This is a genomic window from Candidatus Sphingomonas colombiensis (assembly GCA_029202845.1).
GTDB lineage: Bacteria > Pseudomonadota > Alphaproteobacteria > Sphingomonadales > Sphingomonadaceae > Sphingomonas > Sphingomonas colombiensis.
In genome coordinates this window covers 654,976-671,009 of the sequence record CP119315.1, presented here as the reverse complement: position 1 = coordinate 671,009, position 16,034 = coordinate 654,976, and the positions used below count along the sequence as shown (strand labels likewise).

The 16,034-nt window shown below is 66.4% G+C and carries 20 protein-coding genes; 2 read left to right on the top strand and 18 right to left on the bottom strand.

Annotated features, from left to right (window positions below; translation table 11 throughout):
- Positions 1–179: 179 nt before the first annotated feature.
- The 8 genes from P0Y64_03175 to P0Y64_03140 all read right to left on the bottom strand — a co-directional run bounded on the left by P0Y64_03175 (position 180) and on the right by P0Y64_03140 (position 6,757).
- Positions 180–1,397: an argininosuccinate synthase gene (locus P0Y64_03175; protein ID WEK43845.1), complete on the bottom strand. Its 1,218-nt coding sequence runs from the start codon at positions 1,395–1,397 to the stop codon at positions 180–182.
- Between the two features lie 10 nt (positions 1,398–1,407).
- Positions 1,408–2,649 carry a cyclopropane-fatty-acyl-phospholipid synthase gene (locus P0Y64_03170; GenBank protein ID WEK43844.1) on the bottom strand — a complete coding sequence of 414 codons (1,242 nt, stop codon included), beginning with the start codon at positions 2,647–2,649 and terminating at the stop codon, positions 1,408–1,410.
- Positions 2,650–2,666: 17 nt separating this feature from the next.
- Positions 2,667–3,413 carry a molybdopterin-dependent oxidoreductase gene (locus tag P0Y64_03165; GenBank protein ID WEK43843.1) on the bottom strand — a complete coding sequence of 249 codons (747 nt, stop codon included), beginning with the start codon at positions 3,411–3,413 and terminating at the stop codon, positions 2,667–2,669.
- The gene (locus tag P0Y64_03160; GenBank protein ID WEK43842.1) at positions 3,410–4,117 is read right to left on the bottom strand and encodes a cytochrome b/b6 domain-containing protein; all 708 of its coding nucleotides are present in this window, start codon (positions 4,115–4,117) and stop codon (positions 3,410–3,412) included. Before P0Y64_03160 ends, P0Y64_03165 begins: the two co-directional genes overlap by 4 nt.
- Before the next feature lie 19 nt (positions 4,118–4,136).
- Entirely contained in the window at positions 4,137–4,904 is a 768-nt protein-coding gene (locus P0Y64_03155; protein ID WEK43841.1) for a sulfite exporter TauE/SafE family protein, read from the bottom strand.
- Positions 4,901–5,536 carry a heme exporter protein CcmB gene (locus P0Y64_03150; protein WEK43840.1) on the bottom strand — a complete coding sequence of 212 codons (636 nt, stop codon included), beginning with the start codon at positions 5,534–5,536 and terminating at the stop codon, positions 4,901–4,903. Before P0Y64_03150 ends, P0Y64_03155 begins: the two co-directional genes overlap by 4 nt.
- A 235-nt stretch (positions 5,537–5,771) precedes the next feature.
- The gene (gene ccmA, locus P0Y64_03145; protein WEK43839.1) at positions 5,772–6,350 is read right to left on the bottom strand and encodes a heme ABC exporter ATP-binding protein CcmA; all 579 of its coding nucleotides are present in this window, start codon (positions 6,348–6,350) and stop codon (positions 5,772–5,774) included.
- Positions 6,347–6,757 carry a metallopeptidase family protein gene (locus P0Y64_03140; GenBank protein ID WEK43838.1) on the bottom strand — a complete coding sequence of 137 codons (411 nt, stop codon included), beginning with the start codon at positions 6,755–6,757 and terminating at the stop codon, positions 6,347–6,349. The genes ccmA and P0Y64_03140 overlap by 4 nt, the downstream gene beginning before the upstream one ends.
- 44 nt (positions 6,758–6,801) lie before the next feature.
- On the opposite strand from P0Y64_03140, the gene P0Y64_03135 reads away from it, so the two are divergent.
- Complete coding sequence (locus tag P0Y64_03135; GenBank protein ID WEK43837.1) at positions 6,802–7,098, top strand: 4a-hydroxytetrahydrobiopterin dehydratase; 297 nt, start codon at positions 6,802–6,804, stop codon at positions 7,096–7,098.
- Between the two features lie 2 nt (positions 7,099–7,100).
- On the opposite strand, the gene P0Y64_03130 is transcribed toward P0Y64_03135, so the two are convergent.
- From P0Y64_03130 to P0Y64_03090, 9 genes are all read right to left on the bottom strand, one after another.
- Entirely contained in the window at positions 7,101–7,889 is a 789-nt protein-coding gene (locus P0Y64_03130) for an SDR family oxidoreductase (GenBank protein WEK43836.1), read from the bottom strand.
- A gap of 101 nt (positions 7,890–7,990) precedes the next feature.
- Positions 7,991–8,515, bottom strand: a complete 525-nt coding sequence (gene pal, locus P0Y64_03125) for a peptidoglycan-associated lipoprotein Pal (GenBank protein WEK43835.1) — start codon at positions 8,513–8,515, stop codon at positions 7,991–7,993.
- Between the two features lie 46 nt (positions 8,516–8,561).
- Positions 8,562–9,950 carry a Tol-Pal system beta propeller repeat protein TolB gene (gene tolB, locus P0Y64_03120; GenBank protein WEK43834.1) on the bottom strand — a complete coding sequence of 463 codons (1,389 nt, stop codon included), beginning with the start codon at positions 9,948–9,950 and terminating at the stop codon, positions 8,562–8,564.
- A 71-nt stretch (positions 9,951–10,021) separates the two neighbouring features.
- Positions 10,022–10,963 carry a cell envelope biogenesis protein TolA gene (locus tag P0Y64_03115; GenBank protein WEK43833.1) on the bottom strand — a complete coding sequence of 314 codons (942 nt, stop codon included), beginning with the start codon at positions 10,961–10,963 and terminating at the stop codon, positions 10,022–10,024.
- Positions 10,964–10,967: 4 nt separating this feature from the next.
- Positions 10,968–11,402, bottom strand: a complete 435-nt coding sequence (gene tolR / locus P0Y64_03110) for a protein TolR (GenBank protein ID WEK43832.1) — start codon at positions 11,400–11,402, stop codon at positions 10,968–10,970.
- 4 nt (positions 11,403–11,406) lie between these two features.
- The gene (tolQ, locus tag P0Y64_03105; protein ID WEK43831.1) at positions 11,407–12,099 is read right to left on the bottom strand and encodes a protein TolQ; all 693 of its coding nucleotides are present in this window, start codon (positions 12,097–12,099) and stop codon (positions 11,407–11,409) included.
- Complete coding sequence (gene ybgC / locus P0Y64_03100) at positions 12,096–12,563, bottom strand: tol-pal system-associated acyl-CoA thioesterase (protein WEK43830.1); 468 nt, start codon at positions 12,561–12,563, stop codon at positions 12,096–12,098. Before ybgC ends, tolQ begins: the two co-directional genes overlap by 4 nt.
- 54 nt (positions 12,564–12,617) lie before the next feature.
- Entirely contained in the window at positions 12,618–13,382 is a 765-nt protein-coding gene (locus tag P0Y64_03095; protein ID WEK43829.1) for a hypothetical protein, read from the bottom strand.
- A gap of 117 nt (positions 13,383–13,499) precedes the next feature.
- Positions 13,500–14,486: a nitronate monooxygenase gene (locus P0Y64_03090; protein WEK44954.1), complete on the bottom strand. Its 987-nt coding sequence runs from the start codon at positions 14,484–14,486 to the stop codon at positions 13,500–13,502.
- Between the two features lie 88 nt (positions 14,487–14,574).
- Here P0Y64_03090 and P0Y64_03085 point away from each other — a divergent pair, with 88 nt between their 5' ends.
- Positions 14,575–14,991, top strand: coding sequence for a secondary thiamine-phosphate synthase enzyme YjbQ (locus P0Y64_03085; protein WEK43828.1), 417 nt, complete (start codon positions 14,575–14,577; stop codon positions 14,989–14,991).
- Here P0Y64_03085 and P0Y64_03080 read toward each other — a convergent pair whose 3' ends face one another.
- Positions 14,992–15,987: a beta-eliminating lyase-related protein gene (locus tag P0Y64_03080; protein WEK43827.1), complete on the bottom strand. Its 996-nt coding sequence runs from the start codon at positions 15,985–15,987 to the stop codon at positions 14,992–14,994.
- Positions 15,988–16,034 lie beyond the last annotated feature (47 nt).

The window sequence follows — 16,034 nt, the reverse complement described above, 5'->3', positions numbered from 1 at the left end:
GTTCAAAGCGGCCGGAAGGCCCCCGAAATCATATAGGTGGCAGGGTTTGTGCCGGCGTTCGCCACATAATTCCCACGCCGGGCCGCGACTGCCTGTCGCGCGGCGGGGGGCATTGCACCGGCTGGATCACCCTCCCCATGCGCCGGCGCTGTGGCCGGGGCATGGGGATAAGGGGTGTGTCAGCCGTCGCGACGGCCGAGCAGGCGCAGGCGCAGTGCGTTCAATTTGATGAAGCCCGCCGCGTCGCGCTGGTCATAAGCGCCCTGATCGTCCTCGAACGTCACCACCTTTTCGCTGTAGAGCGAATTGGGCGACTTGCGGCCGACGACGATCACCGAGCCCTTGTACAGCTTCAGCCGCACGGTGCCGGCGACCTTTTCCTGGCTGTAATCAACCGCCGCCTGGAGCATCTCGCGCTCGGGCGAGAACCAGAAGCCGTTATAGAGCAGCTCGGCGTAACGAACCGCCAGCTCGTCCTTCAGATGCGCAGCGCCGCGATCGAGCGTGAGCTGTTCGATCCCGCGATGCGCGAGGTGATAGATCGTGCCGCCCGGCGTTTCATACATGCCGCGCGACTTCATGCCGACGAAGCGGTTCTCGACCAGATCGAGCCGGCCGATGCCATGCTTGCGGCCAAGTTCGTTGAGCTTGGTCAGCAGCGTCGCGGGGGAACAGCCTTCGCCGTTCAGCGCCACGCCGTCGCCACGCTCGAAATCGATCGTGATATATTCCGGCGTGTCCGGCGCATCCTCCGGATTGACGGTGCGCGAATAGACGTAATCCGGCACTTCCTGCCACGGATCCTCGAGCACTTTGCCTTCGGACGAGGTGTGCAGCAGGTTTGCGTCGGTGGAGAAGGGGGCTTCGCCGCGCTTGTCCTTGGCGACGGCAATCTGATGCTGTTCGGCGAACTCGATCAGCTTGGTGCGGCTGGTGAGATCCCATTCGCGCCACGGCGCGATCACCTTGATGTCGGGCGCGAGCGCGTAATAGCCCAGCTCGAAACGGACCTGGTCGTTGCCCTTGCCGGTCGCGCCATGGCTGACCGCATCGGCGCCGACCATCCGGGCGATCTCGATCTGGCGCTTGGCGATCAGCGGCCGCGCGATCGAGGTGCCGAGCAGATACAGCCCCTCGTACAATGCGTTCGCGCGCATCATCGGGAAGACATAATCCTTGACGAATTCCTCGCGGAGATCGTCGATGAAGATATGCTCCGGCTTCACGCCGGCCTGCTCCGCCTTGCGACGCGCTGGTTCCAGCTCCTCGCCCTGGCCGAGATCGGCGGTGAAGGTGACGACTTCGCAATTATAGGTCTGCTGAAGCCACTTCAGGATGACGCTGGTGTCGAGGCCGCCCGAATAGGCGAGCACGACGCGATTGATCTTCTCGTTCATAGGGCGCGCCCTATGCCGATGGAGCGGATTCGCGCAAGGCCCGTTCGCCCTCGAACATGTAATCGCGTGTCACCGGAACGGCCAGTCGGCCCTTGGTGAGCTGCACCTGATAGTTGCACAGCCCGCCATGGCGGAACGCCGCCGCCGCGCCCGCGAGGTAGAAGGTCCACATGCGGTAAAAGGCTTCGTCGTACAGCGCGACGATCTCATCCTTCGCGGCGACGGTGCGATCATACCAGTGATCGAGCGTCCACGAATAATGCAGCCGCAGCACCTCCACATCGGTCGGGAACATCCGCAACCCCTCGTAAGCGCGGACGATTTCGGACAGCGCGGGGTTGTAGCCGCCGGGGAAGATATATTTCACCGTCCAGTCGTCGGTCACGCCGGGGTTTCCCATGCGGCCGATCGTGTGCATCAGCATCACGCCGTCGTCGCTCAGCAGATCGCGGCATTTCTTGAAGAAGGTGCGATATTGCGGCGGCCCGACATGTTCGAACATGCCGACCGAGACGATGCGATCGAATGTGCCGGTCACGCGGCGATAATCGATCAGCTCGAATTTCACCTTGTCCGCCACGCCCGCCGCCTCGGCCCGCTCGCGCGCAACCTTGAGCTGTTCCTCGGACAGCGTGACGCCGAGCACCTCGACCCCGAAATGGCGGTTGAGATACAGCGCCATCCCGCCCCAGCCGCAGCCGATATCGAGCACGCGCATCCCGGGCTTCAGCGCCAGCTTGGCGGCGATATGCGCGAGCTTGTCGAGCTGCGCCTGCTCCAGCGAATTGGCGGGATCGGTGAAATAGGCGCAGCTATATTGCTTGTCGCGATCGAGGAAGAGATCGTAGAGTCGCCCCGACAGGTCGTAATGATGCGCGACATTCTTCTTCGATCGCCGCTCCATGTTGATGCGATCGAAGCGATATTTCACCGCGCCTACCGCGCGCGTGATCCAGCTCGGATCGAGATTATTCTGCCCGGCTTCCCATTTGTCGTTGCTTGTCAGCAGCTCGACGAGATCGCGGATATCGCCCTGCTCCACGATCAGCCGCCCGTGCATATAGCATTCGCCCGCGCCCAGCGCCGGGTTGCGCGCGATCGCCAGCGCGACGCGCTTGTCGGCGAAGCGAATCGTCGCATCGGGATAGCCGGGCTCCGCCGTGCCGAAGGAGGCGGGTTTGGCGCCGGGGCGGAGGAGGGTGAGGCGACCGCGCTTGACCGAGCGCGACAGGAACAAATCTATAAGCGACATGGGCGGCAGACTAACAATCAGATGCCGGCATACCAGTCGTAATCGACATTATCTTCCCAATAGCCGCCCTGGCCCTTGCCGATCCCGGAGAGGCTGGCGACCGCATCGAGCCGCATCAGATATTTGGCGTGTTTGTAACCGAGCTGGCGCTCGACGCGCAGCCGGCATGGCGCGCCGTTCATCACCGGCAGCATCCGATCGTTCAGCGCCCATGCGAGAATCGTCTGCGGGTGAAAGGCATCGATCAGGTCGATCGATTCGTAATAATGCTCGCCGCCGAACAGATCGGCGCAGGTGAAGACGATATAGCGTGCCGCATCGCGCAGGCCGGCCGCTTTCAGCACGCTGCCAAGCATCGGCCCCTGCCATTTGGCGATCGCGCTCCACCCTTCCACGCAATCGTGGCGCGTGATCTGCGCGCGATTGGGAAGCTGGGCGAGATCCGCGAGTGAGAGCGCCAGCGGCCGCGCGACCAGCCCGCCAACCTGCAGCCGCCAGTCGGCGAAGCGCCCGGCGGCGAGCGCGGCATATTCCGGCGTTCCGGGATCGCTCGTGCCGTTCGGGCGGAAGAACGGCGAGCGCTGATCCGCGCGAAACTCGGGCGCGAGCGCGGCGCGATCGGTCAGCGCGCGTTGCAGCCCGCGATGCATGTCCTCGCCCTTGAACAGGATTGCGCGCGCGGTGGGATTTTGCACGATCTGATCGCATCCCGCGAGCAATGCCGGCGCGCCGACGATCAGGCTGCGGCGCGTGATCAGCGTCATTCCGGCACCCGCCACCAGCCGGTCAGCATCGATCGCACCTCGTTCCACGCGCCGGCGAGGATGACGAGCGTCAGGTGGATCACGATGAAGCCGGAGATTGTCGCCATCGCGATGAAATGCAGCGAGCGCGCTGATTGCCGGCCGCCGAACAGATCGAGCAGCCATGGCCATGCCGCGTCCATGCCGGGGGAGAGCGTCAGCCCGGTGAGGATCACGAGCGGCAGCAGGATGAAGATCACCGCGACATAGCTGAGCTTCTGCAGCACGTTATATGCGCCCGGCCGTTCCGGATCGTGAAAACGGAAGGCGAGATGCGCGCTGATATCGGCCCATATATGGCGCGGCGCGACATCGCCCGCGCGCACCCGCAGATCGCGCTGGAAATGGCGGTTGAGCAGGCTCGCGATCATGTAACCGAGCAGCCCGAACGCCAGCACCAGCGCGAAGAACAGATGCCAGCGCCGCGACAGCGCGAGATTGTAATTGGCCGGGATCGTCAGCCACGCGGGAAAATGCGGCAGTTGCGCCCAGGCGTGATCGAAATTCGCGCCATATTGCCCCCAATAGAGCCGGGGATGCGCGTTGGAGATGCCCAGCCCGCTGCCGATCAGGATGAACACCGCGATTGCGTTGATCCAATGCCACAGCCGGGTCGGGAGGCGGTGGCGGTAGAGGCGCTCGCCGGGCAGGGCTGGATCGGCCATCGCCCGCGAGGATACGCCGTCAGTGATAGGCGCGCCAGAAAAACACGAGCGTCGTCGCCCCCGTCACCAGCAGCGTCCACACGCGTACCGCACCGTGCGGCAGCCGCTTGCCGACATGCGCGCCGATCCAGCCGCCGATGATCGATCCGATCAGCATCGGCACGCATGCAGCCCAAGCGATCATCCCCGTGCTCACGAAAACGATCGCCGCCGCCGCATTGGCTGTGGCCAGCATCAGCGTGCGCGGCGCGAACATCTCGCGCGGGGAATGGCCGACCAGCAGGCCATAGGTCGCCATCATCATCAGCCCCACGCCGCCGCCGAAGTAGCCGCCATAGATGCCAAGCAGCCCCTGCGTCGTCATCAGCGTGCGCGGGCCGATCGACACCCGCGCGCGCAGCCAGGCGGCGGCGTTCTTGCCCCAGGCCAGCACAATGAAGGCATAGAGCAACAGCCATGGGATGATCAGGTCGAACGCGCGGCTCGGCGTCAGCACCAGCAGCACGCTGCCGGCAAATCCGGCGACGGCCATGATCGCCGCGAGCGTCCGGATGCTCACGCCGCCGAGCGGCTGGAGTTCGTCGCGCATCGCCCAGGCGCTCGTCGCCGCGCCCGGCATCAGCGCCGCGTTCGATGTGGCGTTGGCGATATTGGCGGGCAGCCCGAGCGCGAGCAATGCGGGCAGGGTGGCGAAGGTGCCGCCGCCGGCCAGCGCGTTCATCGTGCCGCCGATGAAGCCCGCGCCCGCCGCCAATGCGATCGGAGCGAGGTCCGCGCTTGCGGTCACTCCATCCCCGCGCGGATCGCCGCGCCGGCGATGAACGGCGCACCCGCGACGATCAGCAGGCTGGTCGCCGCGAGCAGCTTGAGCCCGCCAACGCCGCCCTCGATCGCGCCCGCGCCGAAGATCAGCAGCGGAATGGCGAGCGGCAGCATGACAAGCCCGGCGATCGCGCCCGCGCCGCGCAGCCCCGCGACCAGCGCGGCGGTCACCACTGCCAGCGCGGCGAGGCCCGGCGTGCCTAGCGCGAGCCCGATCTCCACCCGCAGCAGTGTCGCCCCCGAAAGATCAAGCAGGCCGGCGGCGGCGATGGTCGCGGCCATCAATGGCGGTGCGAAGGCGAGCCAGTGCGCGGCGATCTTGGCGGCGGCGATCGTGGTGGGGGATAGCCCGCGCACCGCGAACTGGTCGATCGTCCCCGAATCTAGATCGGGGCCGACCAGCCGCTCGACCGGGAGCAACGCGGCGAGCAATGCCGCCGCCCAGATCACTCCGCCACCGATCCGCGCGAGCAATTTCTGATCCGGCCCCACCGCGAACGGAAACAGGATCGCGACCAGCAGGAAGAAAGCTACGATCAGTGTCGCCCCGCCGGAGGTATAGGCGCGGCGCAGGTCGCGCAGGATCAGCGCGGTCATCGCCATGCCTCGCGGAATTTTTCGTCATGCCGGGGCACCGCTGGCACAGGTGCCGCGGTGACGGTGCGCGCGGCACGAGGCTGGATGGGCGGAAATATTGGCAGGATCAGGCGCGCCACTCTTCCGGCATGGCTGCTCGGTGTTCCTATGGTGCGTTCGGCGCAGGCCATGGGTGACGGCGCGGTGGATGCGGGTGAGCGGGTCACTGCCGCGTCGAGCCTTGGCGGGCGGGCGCTCACAATCGTAGCTCCTCTGCGTCCGCCAGCGCGAGCGGCTGGTGGGTCGCGATCACGGCGACACCGCCACGCGCCCGATGTGCGGCGATCGCATTCTCCAGCCGCGAGACGGCGGCGGTGTCCAGGCCGTTGGCGGGTTCGTCGAGCAGCCAGATCATCGCCTTGCTCGCCAGCACGCGCGCAAAGCCGACGCGGCGGCGCTGCCCGGTCGAGAGCAGGCGCACCGGCACGTCCGCCAGCCCTGAGAGATCGAGCGTGTCTAGCGCGGCGGCGACGCGCGTTTCGGGCGCGGGCCGCTCGTCGAGCCGTGCCCAAAAGGTCAGCGCGGCGGTAACATCGCGCTCCGCGTCCAGCGCCGCCGCCTCCGCGAGTAACGCGCGCGCGCCATCATGGGAAACGCTGCCCGCGGCGGGCGCGAGCAGGCCCGCGGCGACGCGGATCAGGCTCGATTTGCCCGCCCCGTTCGGCCCGGTCACGATCAGCGCCTCACCCGCCTCGAGCGCGAACGACAATTGCTCGAACAGCGTCCGTCCGCGCCGGGAGCAGGCAACGCCGGAGAACGCGAGCCGCGCGCTCAATCCGTCACCGCGTCTTCCAGCGCGTGCATGTCGTCGTCGGACAGGCCGAAATGATGGCCGATCTCATGGATCGTCACATGCGCGACGAGATCGTCGAGCCGCACCCCGGTTTCGCACCATTCGGCGAGGATCGGCTGGCGATAGAGGAAGATGCGATCGGGCAGGCCGCCCGAATCGAGCGAGGATTTCTCGCCCAGCGGGCGCCCGTGATACAGGCCGGTGAGATCGAGCGGATGCTCGATCCCCATCGCCGACAGCGTCTCGTCGTCGGCGAATTCCTCCACCGCGAGCACGATGTCGCCCAGATGCACGCGGAACTGCGCGGGCAGGCGCGCGATCACCGCCCGCGCATGCGCCTCGATCGCGTCCGCCGAGGGCGCCGCGCCCATCACCTCTTGCCCGTTCATCGCTATCGCCATACCCGTGCCTCGCCACAGGCGGCAAGGAGGGCATGATGATCGAGGCGCTGAGCGAGGCGGAACGGGCGGACGCGCTCGATGGCCTGTCCGATTGGGATTATGACGAGGCGCGCGATGCGATCACCCGCTCGATCGTCTTCACCGATTTCGCGGAGGCGTTCGGCTTCATGACGCAGGTCGCGCTGATCGCGGAGAAGATGGATCATCATCCCGAATGGACCAATGTGTGGAACCGGGTGGAGATATTGCTCACCACGCATGATGCCGGCGGCCTGTCCACGCGCGACGTGGAACTGGCCGAGGCGATCGATTCGATCCTCGACGGCTGACGTCACTCACGGCCGAGCGCACCCGCGCGCATCATCCGGCGCAGCCGCCCCGGCATCCACCGCGCGGCGAAGGCGAGGCGGTGGCCGGTCTTGCCGATCACGGTGTGGAGGCGATCGCCGTGCACGGCATCCCATGCCGCCTGCGCGACCGTTTCCACGGGGGTGAATTCATAGCCCCCCGCGATCACCGCATCCCGCGCGGTGCGGTTGGTGCCGGCGATCCCCGCATCGAGGATTGCGGTATCGATGAACGCGGGCATCAGATCGCGCACCCGGATATCATCGGGCGCCCATTCGCCGTCGAGCGCCTCGGTCAGCCCGCGCACCGCGAATTTGGTCGCGGAATAGAGCGATAGGCCGGGCGAGCCATAGATTGCGGAGGCTGACGCGGTGTTTAGCAGGCACGATCCCGGCGTCGCCCTGAGATACGGATAGGCGGCGCGCGCACCATAAGACACGCCGCGAAAGTTGATGTCGATCACGCGATCGAGCGACGCCTGGTCGATCGTTCCGAACGGGCCGCCCTGGCCGATCCCGGCGTTGTTGAACAGCACGTCGAGCTGGCCGCCGCTGGTGGCGGTAAAGGCGGCCAGCGCGCCTTCCCACGCGGCCATGTCGCGCACGTCGAGGATATGGGTGGAAGTGCGGTCCGCCGGCAGCATCGCCGCGGTAGCGGCCAGCCCGGCCGCATCGATATCCGCAAGGCCGACGCGCCAGCCGCGCGCGGCGAACAGGATGGCCACCGCGCGCCCGATGCCCGATGCGCCGCCGGTGATGAAAATCGCCTTCATGCCGCTTCCCCCCCAATTGTCGGGAGCGAGCATTCCGCATCGGCGCGCGCGATGCAAATGCGACCGGCGGCGATATCTCGCGCCGCCGGTCGCGAAATGCCTTACTGGCTCAGCACCACCGTGACGGCGCGACGGTTCTGCGCCCAGGCGCCTTCATCGGAACCGAGCGCGATCGGACGCTCCTTGCCGTAGCTGATCGTGGTGATGCGCGAGGCATCGACGCCACGGCTGGCGAGATAGTTCTTCGCCGCATTGGCGCGGCGATCGCCCAGCGCGAGGTTGTATTCGCGGGTGCCGCGCTCGTCGCAATGGCCTTCCACGGTAACGCGGACGTTCGGATAGCGGCTGAGCCACTGGACCTGCGTGTCGAGGATCGAACGCGCCTGATCGTCGACGTCCGACATGTCGAGCCCGAAATGCACCGTGTCGCTCGTCACCGAACGCTTGAAATCGGCTGCCGAGCCGGGAACGACGGCATCGCCCACGGGGCCCTGCGGACCGGTCGGCTGCGTCTGCTCCGGCGCGGGGCCAGGGGCGGGGGGCAGCACCTCGGGGCGCTTCTTCGAGCAGGCGGCGGTTGCCACCAATGCCGTTGCCATCAGCAACGTGGTTGTCAGTCTAGCCATGATAGTATCTCCCAAAAAGACCTTGTTCCGTGCCCTTGCGGAAAGTTCAAGGGCGAAGCGGTCCCCAGCCCGGATCGGATCCGTCGAGCGGGGTCGGCACGCGGCGTTCGTTCACGCCGGTCAGATCGACCGACCACAGATCAGCCTTGCCGGCATTGCCCTGGCCCTGACGGAAGAACATCAGCACGCGCCCGTTGGGCGACCAGCTCGGTCCTTCGTCCTGCCATGAATTGGTCAGCAGCTTTTCGCCCGATCCGTTCGGGCTCATCACGCCGATGCGGAACGGGCCAGCCATTTTGGTAAAGGCGATCAGGTCGCCGCGTGGGCTCCATACCGGCGTGGCATAGCGGCCGCCGCCGAAGCTGATCCGCTGCTGATTCGATCCGTCCGCGTTCATCACATAGAGCTGCTGGCTGCCGGAGCGATCGCTTTCGAACACGATCCGCGATCCGTCCGGCGAATAGCTGCCGCCGGTGCTGATCCCCGGCGAATTGGTCAGGCGTTCCGGCGTGCCGCCGCTGGCCGGCACGCGATAGATATTGGTGGTCGCGCCGCTCGACATGGAGAAGATGATCCACCGCCCGTCCGGCGAGAAACGCGGGGCGAAGGTCAGCCGTTCGGTCGACGTGACCAGATGCTGCGTGCCGGAACCCAGATTATAGACGTAGATCGCCGGCTTGTCGTTGACGAAGCTCATATAGACGATCGACTGCTGGTTCGGCGCGAAGCGCGGGGTCAGCACGATCGACTGTCCGTTGGTCAGGAAGCGATGGTTGGCGCCATCCTGATCCATGATCGCCAGCCGCTTGGTACGGCGCGCCTTCGGCCCGGTTTCTGAGACATAGACGACGCGGCTGTCGAAATACGGTCCTTCGCCGGTCAGGCGGGTGTACACCATGTCGGCGCATTTATGCCCCGCGCGGCGCCAGTCGGATGGCGGCACGACGAAGCCCTGCCGCATCAGCTCGGTCTGTGCCGAAACGTCATAGAGGTAGCAGCCTACCGTCAGCGTGCCATCGCCATTGGCGCGGACGAAGCCCTGCACCAGCGCCTGCGCGCCCGAGCCGCCCCAATAAGAGAAAGCGGGCGCGGTCACTTCCGGGAACATCACCGTGCGCAGTTGCGCTGGCGGCAGCGGGTTGAACAACCCGGAGTTCTTGAGATCGTTGGTGACGATTTCGGCAAGCTGGCGGCCGAGCGCGTCGGTCATCCCCGCCGGAGTCTGCGTCACCTGCGTCGTCGGCATCGCCGGGATGGCGATCGGCATCGGTGCGGAAATGCCGCCGGTCACGGAAACTTCCAGCGGTGGCGGGGCGCCGCCCGGCGCCTGGGCGGCCGGCTGTTGCGGCGGCGCCTTGAGCGGGGTTGCCGGCATGGTCTGCGCCGTCGCGGCGGATGCCAGCAACAGGGCGGAGAGGAGGGCGAGGCTACGCATGACAGGGCCTTTCCTTTCGTTCTCGCGGCCCCGCTCTCCCGGCGCGGCGCGATCGTGGAGCACCGGCGCGATCACCGGAGCTTCCACTGATAGTTGATATTCTCCCACCCGCCGTTGGGGGTCGAATAGAATTGCGGCGGCAACTTGAGCGGTGAACAGCCCTTGAACGCGGCGATGCCCAGATCGATCACGCGGCGCGCATAACGCTGGTTCTCGTCGTTGACCCCGGTCTGGCGCACCACGGTTGGTGTGGCTGCGAGCGTGCCATCCTCGTTGAGTTTCAGGTTCAGCGTGGTGACGATCTCGTTCGCCCCGGGGCCGGGATCGACCTGCCGATCAGCGCATGGCTGGATCTGTCGCGCGATCGCCTGCACGATCGAGGCGAGTGCCGCCGCGTCGATCTTCGCGGCGCGCGGCACCTGGCTGGTCGATTTGCTCTCGTCGCTGGTCAGCCCCTTCAGGAAATCGGCGCCGAGCCGGCTGCCGCGCGGGCGCGTCGCCTTGGCCTCGGCCGATTTGCCGGTGCCGGGCGCCTTGGCGGGCGGGGTCTTTTCGGACGCCGCCGCCGCTGCCTGATGCTTGGGCGGTGCGGGCTTTTCGGCGGTCTTTTCCGCTGCCGGCGGCTCGCGCTTCGGCTTGGGCTCCGGTTTGGGTTCGGGTTTTGGCGCGGGCGCGGGTTTCGGCGCGGGCTTTACCGGGGCCGGCTTCGGCTCGGGCTTCGGCGCGGGCTGCGGCACCGGCGCGGGTTTCGGTTCTGGCGCTGCGGCCACGGGGGCGGGCGCGGCCGCTTCCTCCGGCTCGCCCTGATCCGGGGCGACCGATTGCGCGGGCTGCGTTTCCGCCTGCGGCGCGGTCGCTTCCAGCCCGACATCCTTGACCAGGCTTACCTCGATCGGATGTTGTTTCAGGTTGATCGGATTGGGGGTGGCGAGAAAGCCGACCGACAACAGGCCGAACAGCACGACGTGCCCGGCGATGGCGATTCCCAGCCCGATCTTCTCAGCCCGATCCACGCGATCAATCCTCGCCGACCGTCACCAGCGCGACGCGGTTCAGCCCGGCGCGGTTCAGCTCGCCCATCACGCGCATCACATGGCCGTAATCGAGCGATTTGTCCGCGCGCAGGAACACCTGCGGCGGTTGGCCGCCGGCCGGCGTGCGTGCGGCGATCTGCTCCAGATGCTGCGGCAGTTGCTGCTCGGGCACTTCTTCCTTGGCGATGAAGATGCGGCCCATCGTGTCGATCGAAATCTCGGTCGGCTGCTGATCCTGGTCGAGCGGCTTGGCGCGGCTGTCCGGCAGGTTCACCGGCACGCCCGCCGTCAGCAATGGTGCGGTAACCATGAAGATGATCAACAATACGAGCATCACGTCCACCAATGGCGTGACGTTGATCTCCGCCATAGGCGCCCGCCGCCTACCGCTCCGTTGGGAGGGGAGTTGCATCGCCATTGGCTCAGCGCTCGCGATCGAGCTGGCGGCTCAGCGTGGCGTGGAAGCCGTCGGCAAAGCGGTTGAGTCGTGCCTCGATCCGGTTGATGCCGTGGCTGAAGCGGTTGTACGCGATCACCGCCGGGATTGCCGCGAACAGGCCGATCGCGGTGGCGAACAGAGCCTCCGCGATCCCCGGCGCGACGACGGCGAGGCTGGTGTTCTGCTGGCTGGCGATCGAGGTGAAGCTGCGCATAATGCCCCACACCGTGCCGAACAGGCCGACGAACGGCGCGACCGAGCCGACGGTGGCGAGGATGTTGAGCCGATCCGACAGGCGATCGATCTCGTTTGCGACCGCCGCGCCCATCGCCGTCGCCAGCCGCTCACGCGTGCCGGAACGGTCGATAGCCGCACCTTGTGTCGAGCGGCGCCACTCGGACACGCCGGCCACGAAGATCCGTGCAGCGGGCTGATCGTCATCGACATGCGCCTTGTAGAAAGCGTCGATATCGTCAGCCTTCCAGAAATCGCGCTCGAACTGCTCCGCCTCGCGCCGCGTGCGGCCGATGCGGCGCCAGAACATGAAGATGATCGCCCAGGTCCAGATGCTCGCGGCGAGCAGCCCGAACATGACCAGCTTCACCACCCAGTCGGCCTGGATGAACAGTGCGACCGGCGACAGCGTGGCGGCATCGGAATTGAAGAACAGGTTCAAGGCGTCTGGTCCTTCTTGGCCAGTAGAGAGTTGAAACGTTCGATCCACGCGGCCGGCTGGCGTCGCGGCCGACCCGTCGGGGCGACCAGTGCCGCGACGACATCGGCCTCGGCAAGCAAGATAGCCCCGTGCATGACTCTTTGATGAATGGAAACCGATGCGGCACGCACTTCGGTCAATTTTGTCTCGACGATCAGCGCATCGTCGAGCCGTGCAGGCGCGACATAGCGGATCGCGAGGCTGGCGATGGCATAGGCACCTTCGCCCGCCTCATGCGTGCTGCGCTGGTCGATGCCGGCCAGTCGGAGCATGTCCGATCGGGCGCGCTCCATGTAATGCAGGTAATTGGCGTGATAGACGACGCCCGACAGATCGGTGTCCTCGAAATAGACGCGTAGCGGGAAGCGATGTGTCGTCCCGTCGAAGCGCCCCTCGACGGGCTGGTCGGTCCGGCCAGGCGTCATGATCAAGGCTGTTAACCGAAGCGCGCGGCTTGCGTAAGCCCCGTGCGCGGTTGATCAGCCCCCGGCGATCGATTGGTCCTGCAGCGCGTTCATGTCGACGTGCAGGTGCGGGGGTTTGCCTGGCTTTACGGCTTCCACTTTTGCCGGAACGTGTTTCGGCGCGACCGGTATCACCGTCGGGCTGGCGTAGGCGATCACTGGGCGCATGGCCTGCCCGGCGCGCCATGCGTCATAAGAGCGGAAAAATTCGACGAACGGTTGATCGAGCGCTGGCAGTTGTTCGCCCGCGAACGTCTCGAACGAAGCAGGCGTCGTCCCCTCCGCGCTGGCCAGCACATGCGCTGCGCGCGCGCAGAATGCCGTGCGCGCGAAATCCTGTGAAAAGTAATTGTAGAGCCGCGTCATCGCGTCGTCCTCACGCGACTGCCAGTCGCCCCCAGTCGCACGATATTCCGCCGCCAAGGTGGTTTGTGCCTGCGCGAAAGCGGCCTTCTGCCGGGTCAGCAAGCTATTGTAGCGTTCGACGATCGCCACCTGCTCCGCGCCGCGACAGGCGAGCGCGGCAACATTTAGCGCTGCGCGCAGGTGCCACACGGAAGCGGCGGCGCTTAGATTGCGGTTGGGCGTCAGGTAACTGCCGTCTGACAAGCGCGTCGGAATTTTCATCCCTGCATAGCCGCCAGCCGGCATCGGCGCGGCGGCCGCTGGATTGCGGGCGGGCGGTGGCACGGCGACCGCGATCTTCTTCGGATGCGAGGCGCAAGCCGTGAGCGATGCCGCAAGCGCGGCGGTCGCGATGGATATGGCGGCCCTTTCCATGGCGCTTTCTCCCTCTGTGCGAAGGATTCGGCGCTCAAATGGTTAATAAAAGGTTACCAACGCGGTGAGGCGTTAACGCGAGCGTCGTCGTCAGGCGGCGATGCTCGCGTTTCTCGTTCAGGCCGCGCGTTTTTCCAGCGCGTGCGCAGCCTCGTCCATCAACGTCGCGATGATGTCGGTTACGGGTTCTTCTTTGGTCACCATGCCGACCGACTGGCCGGCCATGATGCTGCCGTGTTCGACATCTCCGTCGATCACGGCGCGGCGCAACGCACCAGCCCAGTAATGCTCGATCTGGAGTTGCGCTTCGGCCATCGCCAGCCGCCCCTCGTCGAGCGCCTGCGCCACTTCGCGCTGCTTCTGGGTGAACAGCTCGCCCCCCGCATTTTTCAGCGCACGCACCGGAATGACCGGCAGGCGCGGATCGATCTGAACCGAGGCGATTGCGTCGCGTGCTGATGCACGGATGAACGCCTTCTTGAAATTGGGGTGGGCGATACTCTCGGTCGCGCAGACGAAGCGCGTGCCTAGCTGTACGCCGGCCGCGCCCATATCGAGATAGCCCGCGATCGCCTGTCCGCGCCCGATGCCACCCGCGATGAACACGGGAACGTCAAGGGCGACTTCGGGCAATATCTCCTGCGCCAACACGCTGGTGGACACCGGGCCGATATGGCCGCCGGCCTCCATTCCCTCGATCACCAGCGCGTCGACGCCCGAGCGGATCAGCTTTTTCGCCAGCGCGAGCGTCGGCGCGAAGCAGATGCATTTCGCCCCGGATGCCTTGATCGCTTCAAGGCTGCCTTTGGGGGGCAGGCCCCCGGCGAGCACGACGTGACTGACCTTGTGCTTCGCGCACACGTCGATCAAGGCCATCAGATCTGGGTGCATGGTGATGAGGTTCACGCCGAACGGCTTGTCGGTCAGCGCCTTGGTGGCCGCGATCTCTGCGTCGAGCAGATCGGTCGACATGGCGCCGCACGCGATCACGCCGAAGCCGCCGGCATTGGATATCGCCGCGACCAGATTGCGCTCGGACACCCAGGACATCCCGCCGCCGAGGATCGCTACCTCGGAACCGAGAAAGGCAGCGCCACGCGCCATACGCCGTTGCAGGCGCTCGGCGCCGGTGGAATTGATCGTCATGCGGCTTGCCCTAGCGTCGGGACGGGGTTTCCGGCAAGCGGCTCCGATGCGACAGGCGACGACCGAGCTGGTAATTGAGACGCCGGGGCAGGGGCTGCACGAATTCACGGATGCCCTGTGCCGCTGGGTGGCGGAATGCGGGATCGCCGCCGGCTTGGTGACGATGTTCGTGCGCCACACCTCCGCGTCATTGTTGGTGCAGGAAAATGCGGCGCCGGCGGCACGACGCGACGTGGAACGCTATTTCGCGCGGATCGCGCCGGAAAGCACCGCTTACGAACATGACGACGAGGGGCCGGACGACATGCCCGCGCATCTCCGCGCCGCGCTCACCGCGACCAGCCTGTCGATCCCGGTGATCGGCGGCCGGCCGGCACTGGGGACGTGGCAGGGCGTCTATCTGTTCGAACACCGCCGCGCCGCCCACCGGCGGCACGTGGCGGTGCATCTTATCGGTGAGTGATCAGAGCGCGGCGATGGCCTTCGCCAGCGCATGCACTTCCGCCATCGGGCTGGCCCAGTGGGTGACGAGCCGGATCACGCCGTCGCTCCAGTCGTAGAAGCCATAGCCTTGCGCGCGCAGGGCCTCCGCCTCCGCCGGCGTCATGCGCAGGAACAGTTCGTTCGCCTCGACCGGGTGGATCAGCCGCCCGCGCGCCGCGCCCGCCAGTTCCGCCGCCGCCGCATTCGCGGTGCGGGCATTGGCGAGCCACAGATCATCCTCCAGCATCGCATGCAGCTGCGCCGCGAGATAGCGCCCCTTGGACAACAGATGCCCGCCGCGCTTGCGCCGTCGCCGCGCGTCATCGGCCAGCGTGGGATCGAAGAACACCAGCGCTTCCGCCGACAGGCCACCGTTTTTGACGAAGCCGAAGCTTAGCACGTCCACGCCCTCTGTCAGATCGGCGGGGGAGCAGCCAAGGTGGACGAGCGCATTGGCGAACCGCGCGCCATCCATATGCACCCGCCAGCCGCGCGCCTTTGCAAGCGCAGACAGGGCGGCGACCTGCGCGGGTGAATAGACCGTGCCGAGTTCGGTCGCATTGGTCAGCGAAAGTGCGCGCGGCTGAACGCGGTGGACATCATCCGGAATCGCGTCTGCGACTGCCGCCGCCGTCTCGGGCGTCATCCGCGCATCCGCGCCACCCGCGAGCAGCAGCTTCGCGCCATGGGTATAGAATTCTGGCGCGCCGCATTCGTCGTTCTGGATATGCGCTTCATTGTGGCAGATCACGCCGCCATAAGGCGGACAGATCGTGGCCAGCGCGATGCCGTTGGCGACCGTGCCGGTCGGCACCCACAGCGCCGCGACCTCTCGGCCGAACAGCGCGGAGAAGCGCGCGTCAAGTGCCTTGCTCAGCCGATCGCCGTCATAGCCGGAATCGACCGTATCGGCCGCCTGCATCGCGGCGAACACCGCCGGATGTACCGGCGCCACATTGTCGGAAAAGAAGTGCATGAGTCTGCCGTAGCGGGAAGTTGTCGCGGGGAAAATGGGTGCCGGCG

Excerpts from the sequence above, each read along its gene's own strand:
- P0Y64_03170 (WEK43844.1), bottom strand. The coding sequence starts at position 2,649 with ATGTCGCTTATAGATTTGTTCCTGTCGCGCTCGGTCAAGCGCGGTCGC.
- P0Y64_03140 (WEK43838.1), bottom strand. The coding sequence starts at position 6,757 with ATGAACGGGCAAGAGGTGATGGGCGCGGCGCCCTCGGCGGACGCGATC.
- P0Y64_03160 (WEK43842.1), bottom strand. The coding sequence starts at position 4,117 with ATGGCCGATCCAGCCCTGCCCGGCGAGCGCCTCTACCGCCACCGCCTC.
- tolB (WEK43834.1), bottom strand. The coding sequence starts at position 9,950 with ATGCGTAGCCTCGCCCTCCTCTCCGCCCTGTTGCTGGCATCCGCCGCG.
- P0Y64_03165 (WEK43843.1), bottom strand. The coding sequence starts at position 3,413 with ATGACGCTGATCACGCGCCGCAGCCTGATCGTCGGCGCGCCGGCATTG.
- P0Y64_03080 (WEK43827.1), bottom strand. The coding sequence starts at position 15,987 with ATGCACTTCTTTTCCGACAATGTGGCGCCGGTACATCCGGCGGTGTTC.
- P0Y64_03085 (WEK43828.1), top strand. The coding sequence starts at position 14,575 with ATGCGACAGGCGACGACCGAGCTGGTAATTGAGACGCCGGGGCAGGGG.
- P0Y64_03090 (WEK44954.1), bottom strand. The coding sequence starts at position 14,486 with ATGGCGCGTGGCGCTGCCTTTCTCGGTTCCGAGGTAGCGATCCTCGGC.
- P0Y64_03095 (WEK43829.1), bottom strand. The coding sequence starts at position 13,382 with ATGGAAAGGGCCGCCATATCCATCGCGACCGCCGCGCTTGCGGCATCG.
- tolR (WEK43832.1), bottom strand. The coding sequence starts at position 11,402 with ATGGCGATGCAACTCCCCTCCCAACGGAGCGGTAGGCGGCGGGCGCCT.
- P0Y64_03175 (WEK43845.1), bottom strand. The coding sequence starts at position 1,397 with ATGAACGAGAAGATCAATCGCGTCGTGCTCGCCTATTCGGGCGGCCTC.
- P0Y64_03150 (WEK43840.1), bottom strand. The coding sequence starts at position 5,536 with ATGACCGCGCTGATCCTGCGCGACCTGCGCCGCGCCTATACCTCCGGC.
- pal (WEK43835.1), bottom strand. The coding sequence starts at position 8,515 with ATGGCTAGACTGACAACCACGTTGCTGATGGCAACGGCATTGGTGGCA.
- P0Y64_03130 (WEK43836.1), bottom strand. The coding sequence starts at position 7,889 with ATGAAGGCGATTTTCATCACCGGCGGCGCATCGGGCATCGGGCGCGCG.
- ybgC (WEK43830.1), bottom strand. The coding sequence starts at position 12,563 with ATGACGCCTGGCCGGACCGACCAGCCCGTCGAGGGGCGCTTCGACGGG.
- P0Y64_03135 (WEK43837.1), top strand. The coding sequence starts at position 6,802 with ATGATGATCGAGGCGCTGAGCGAGGCGGAACGGGCGGACGCGCTCGAT.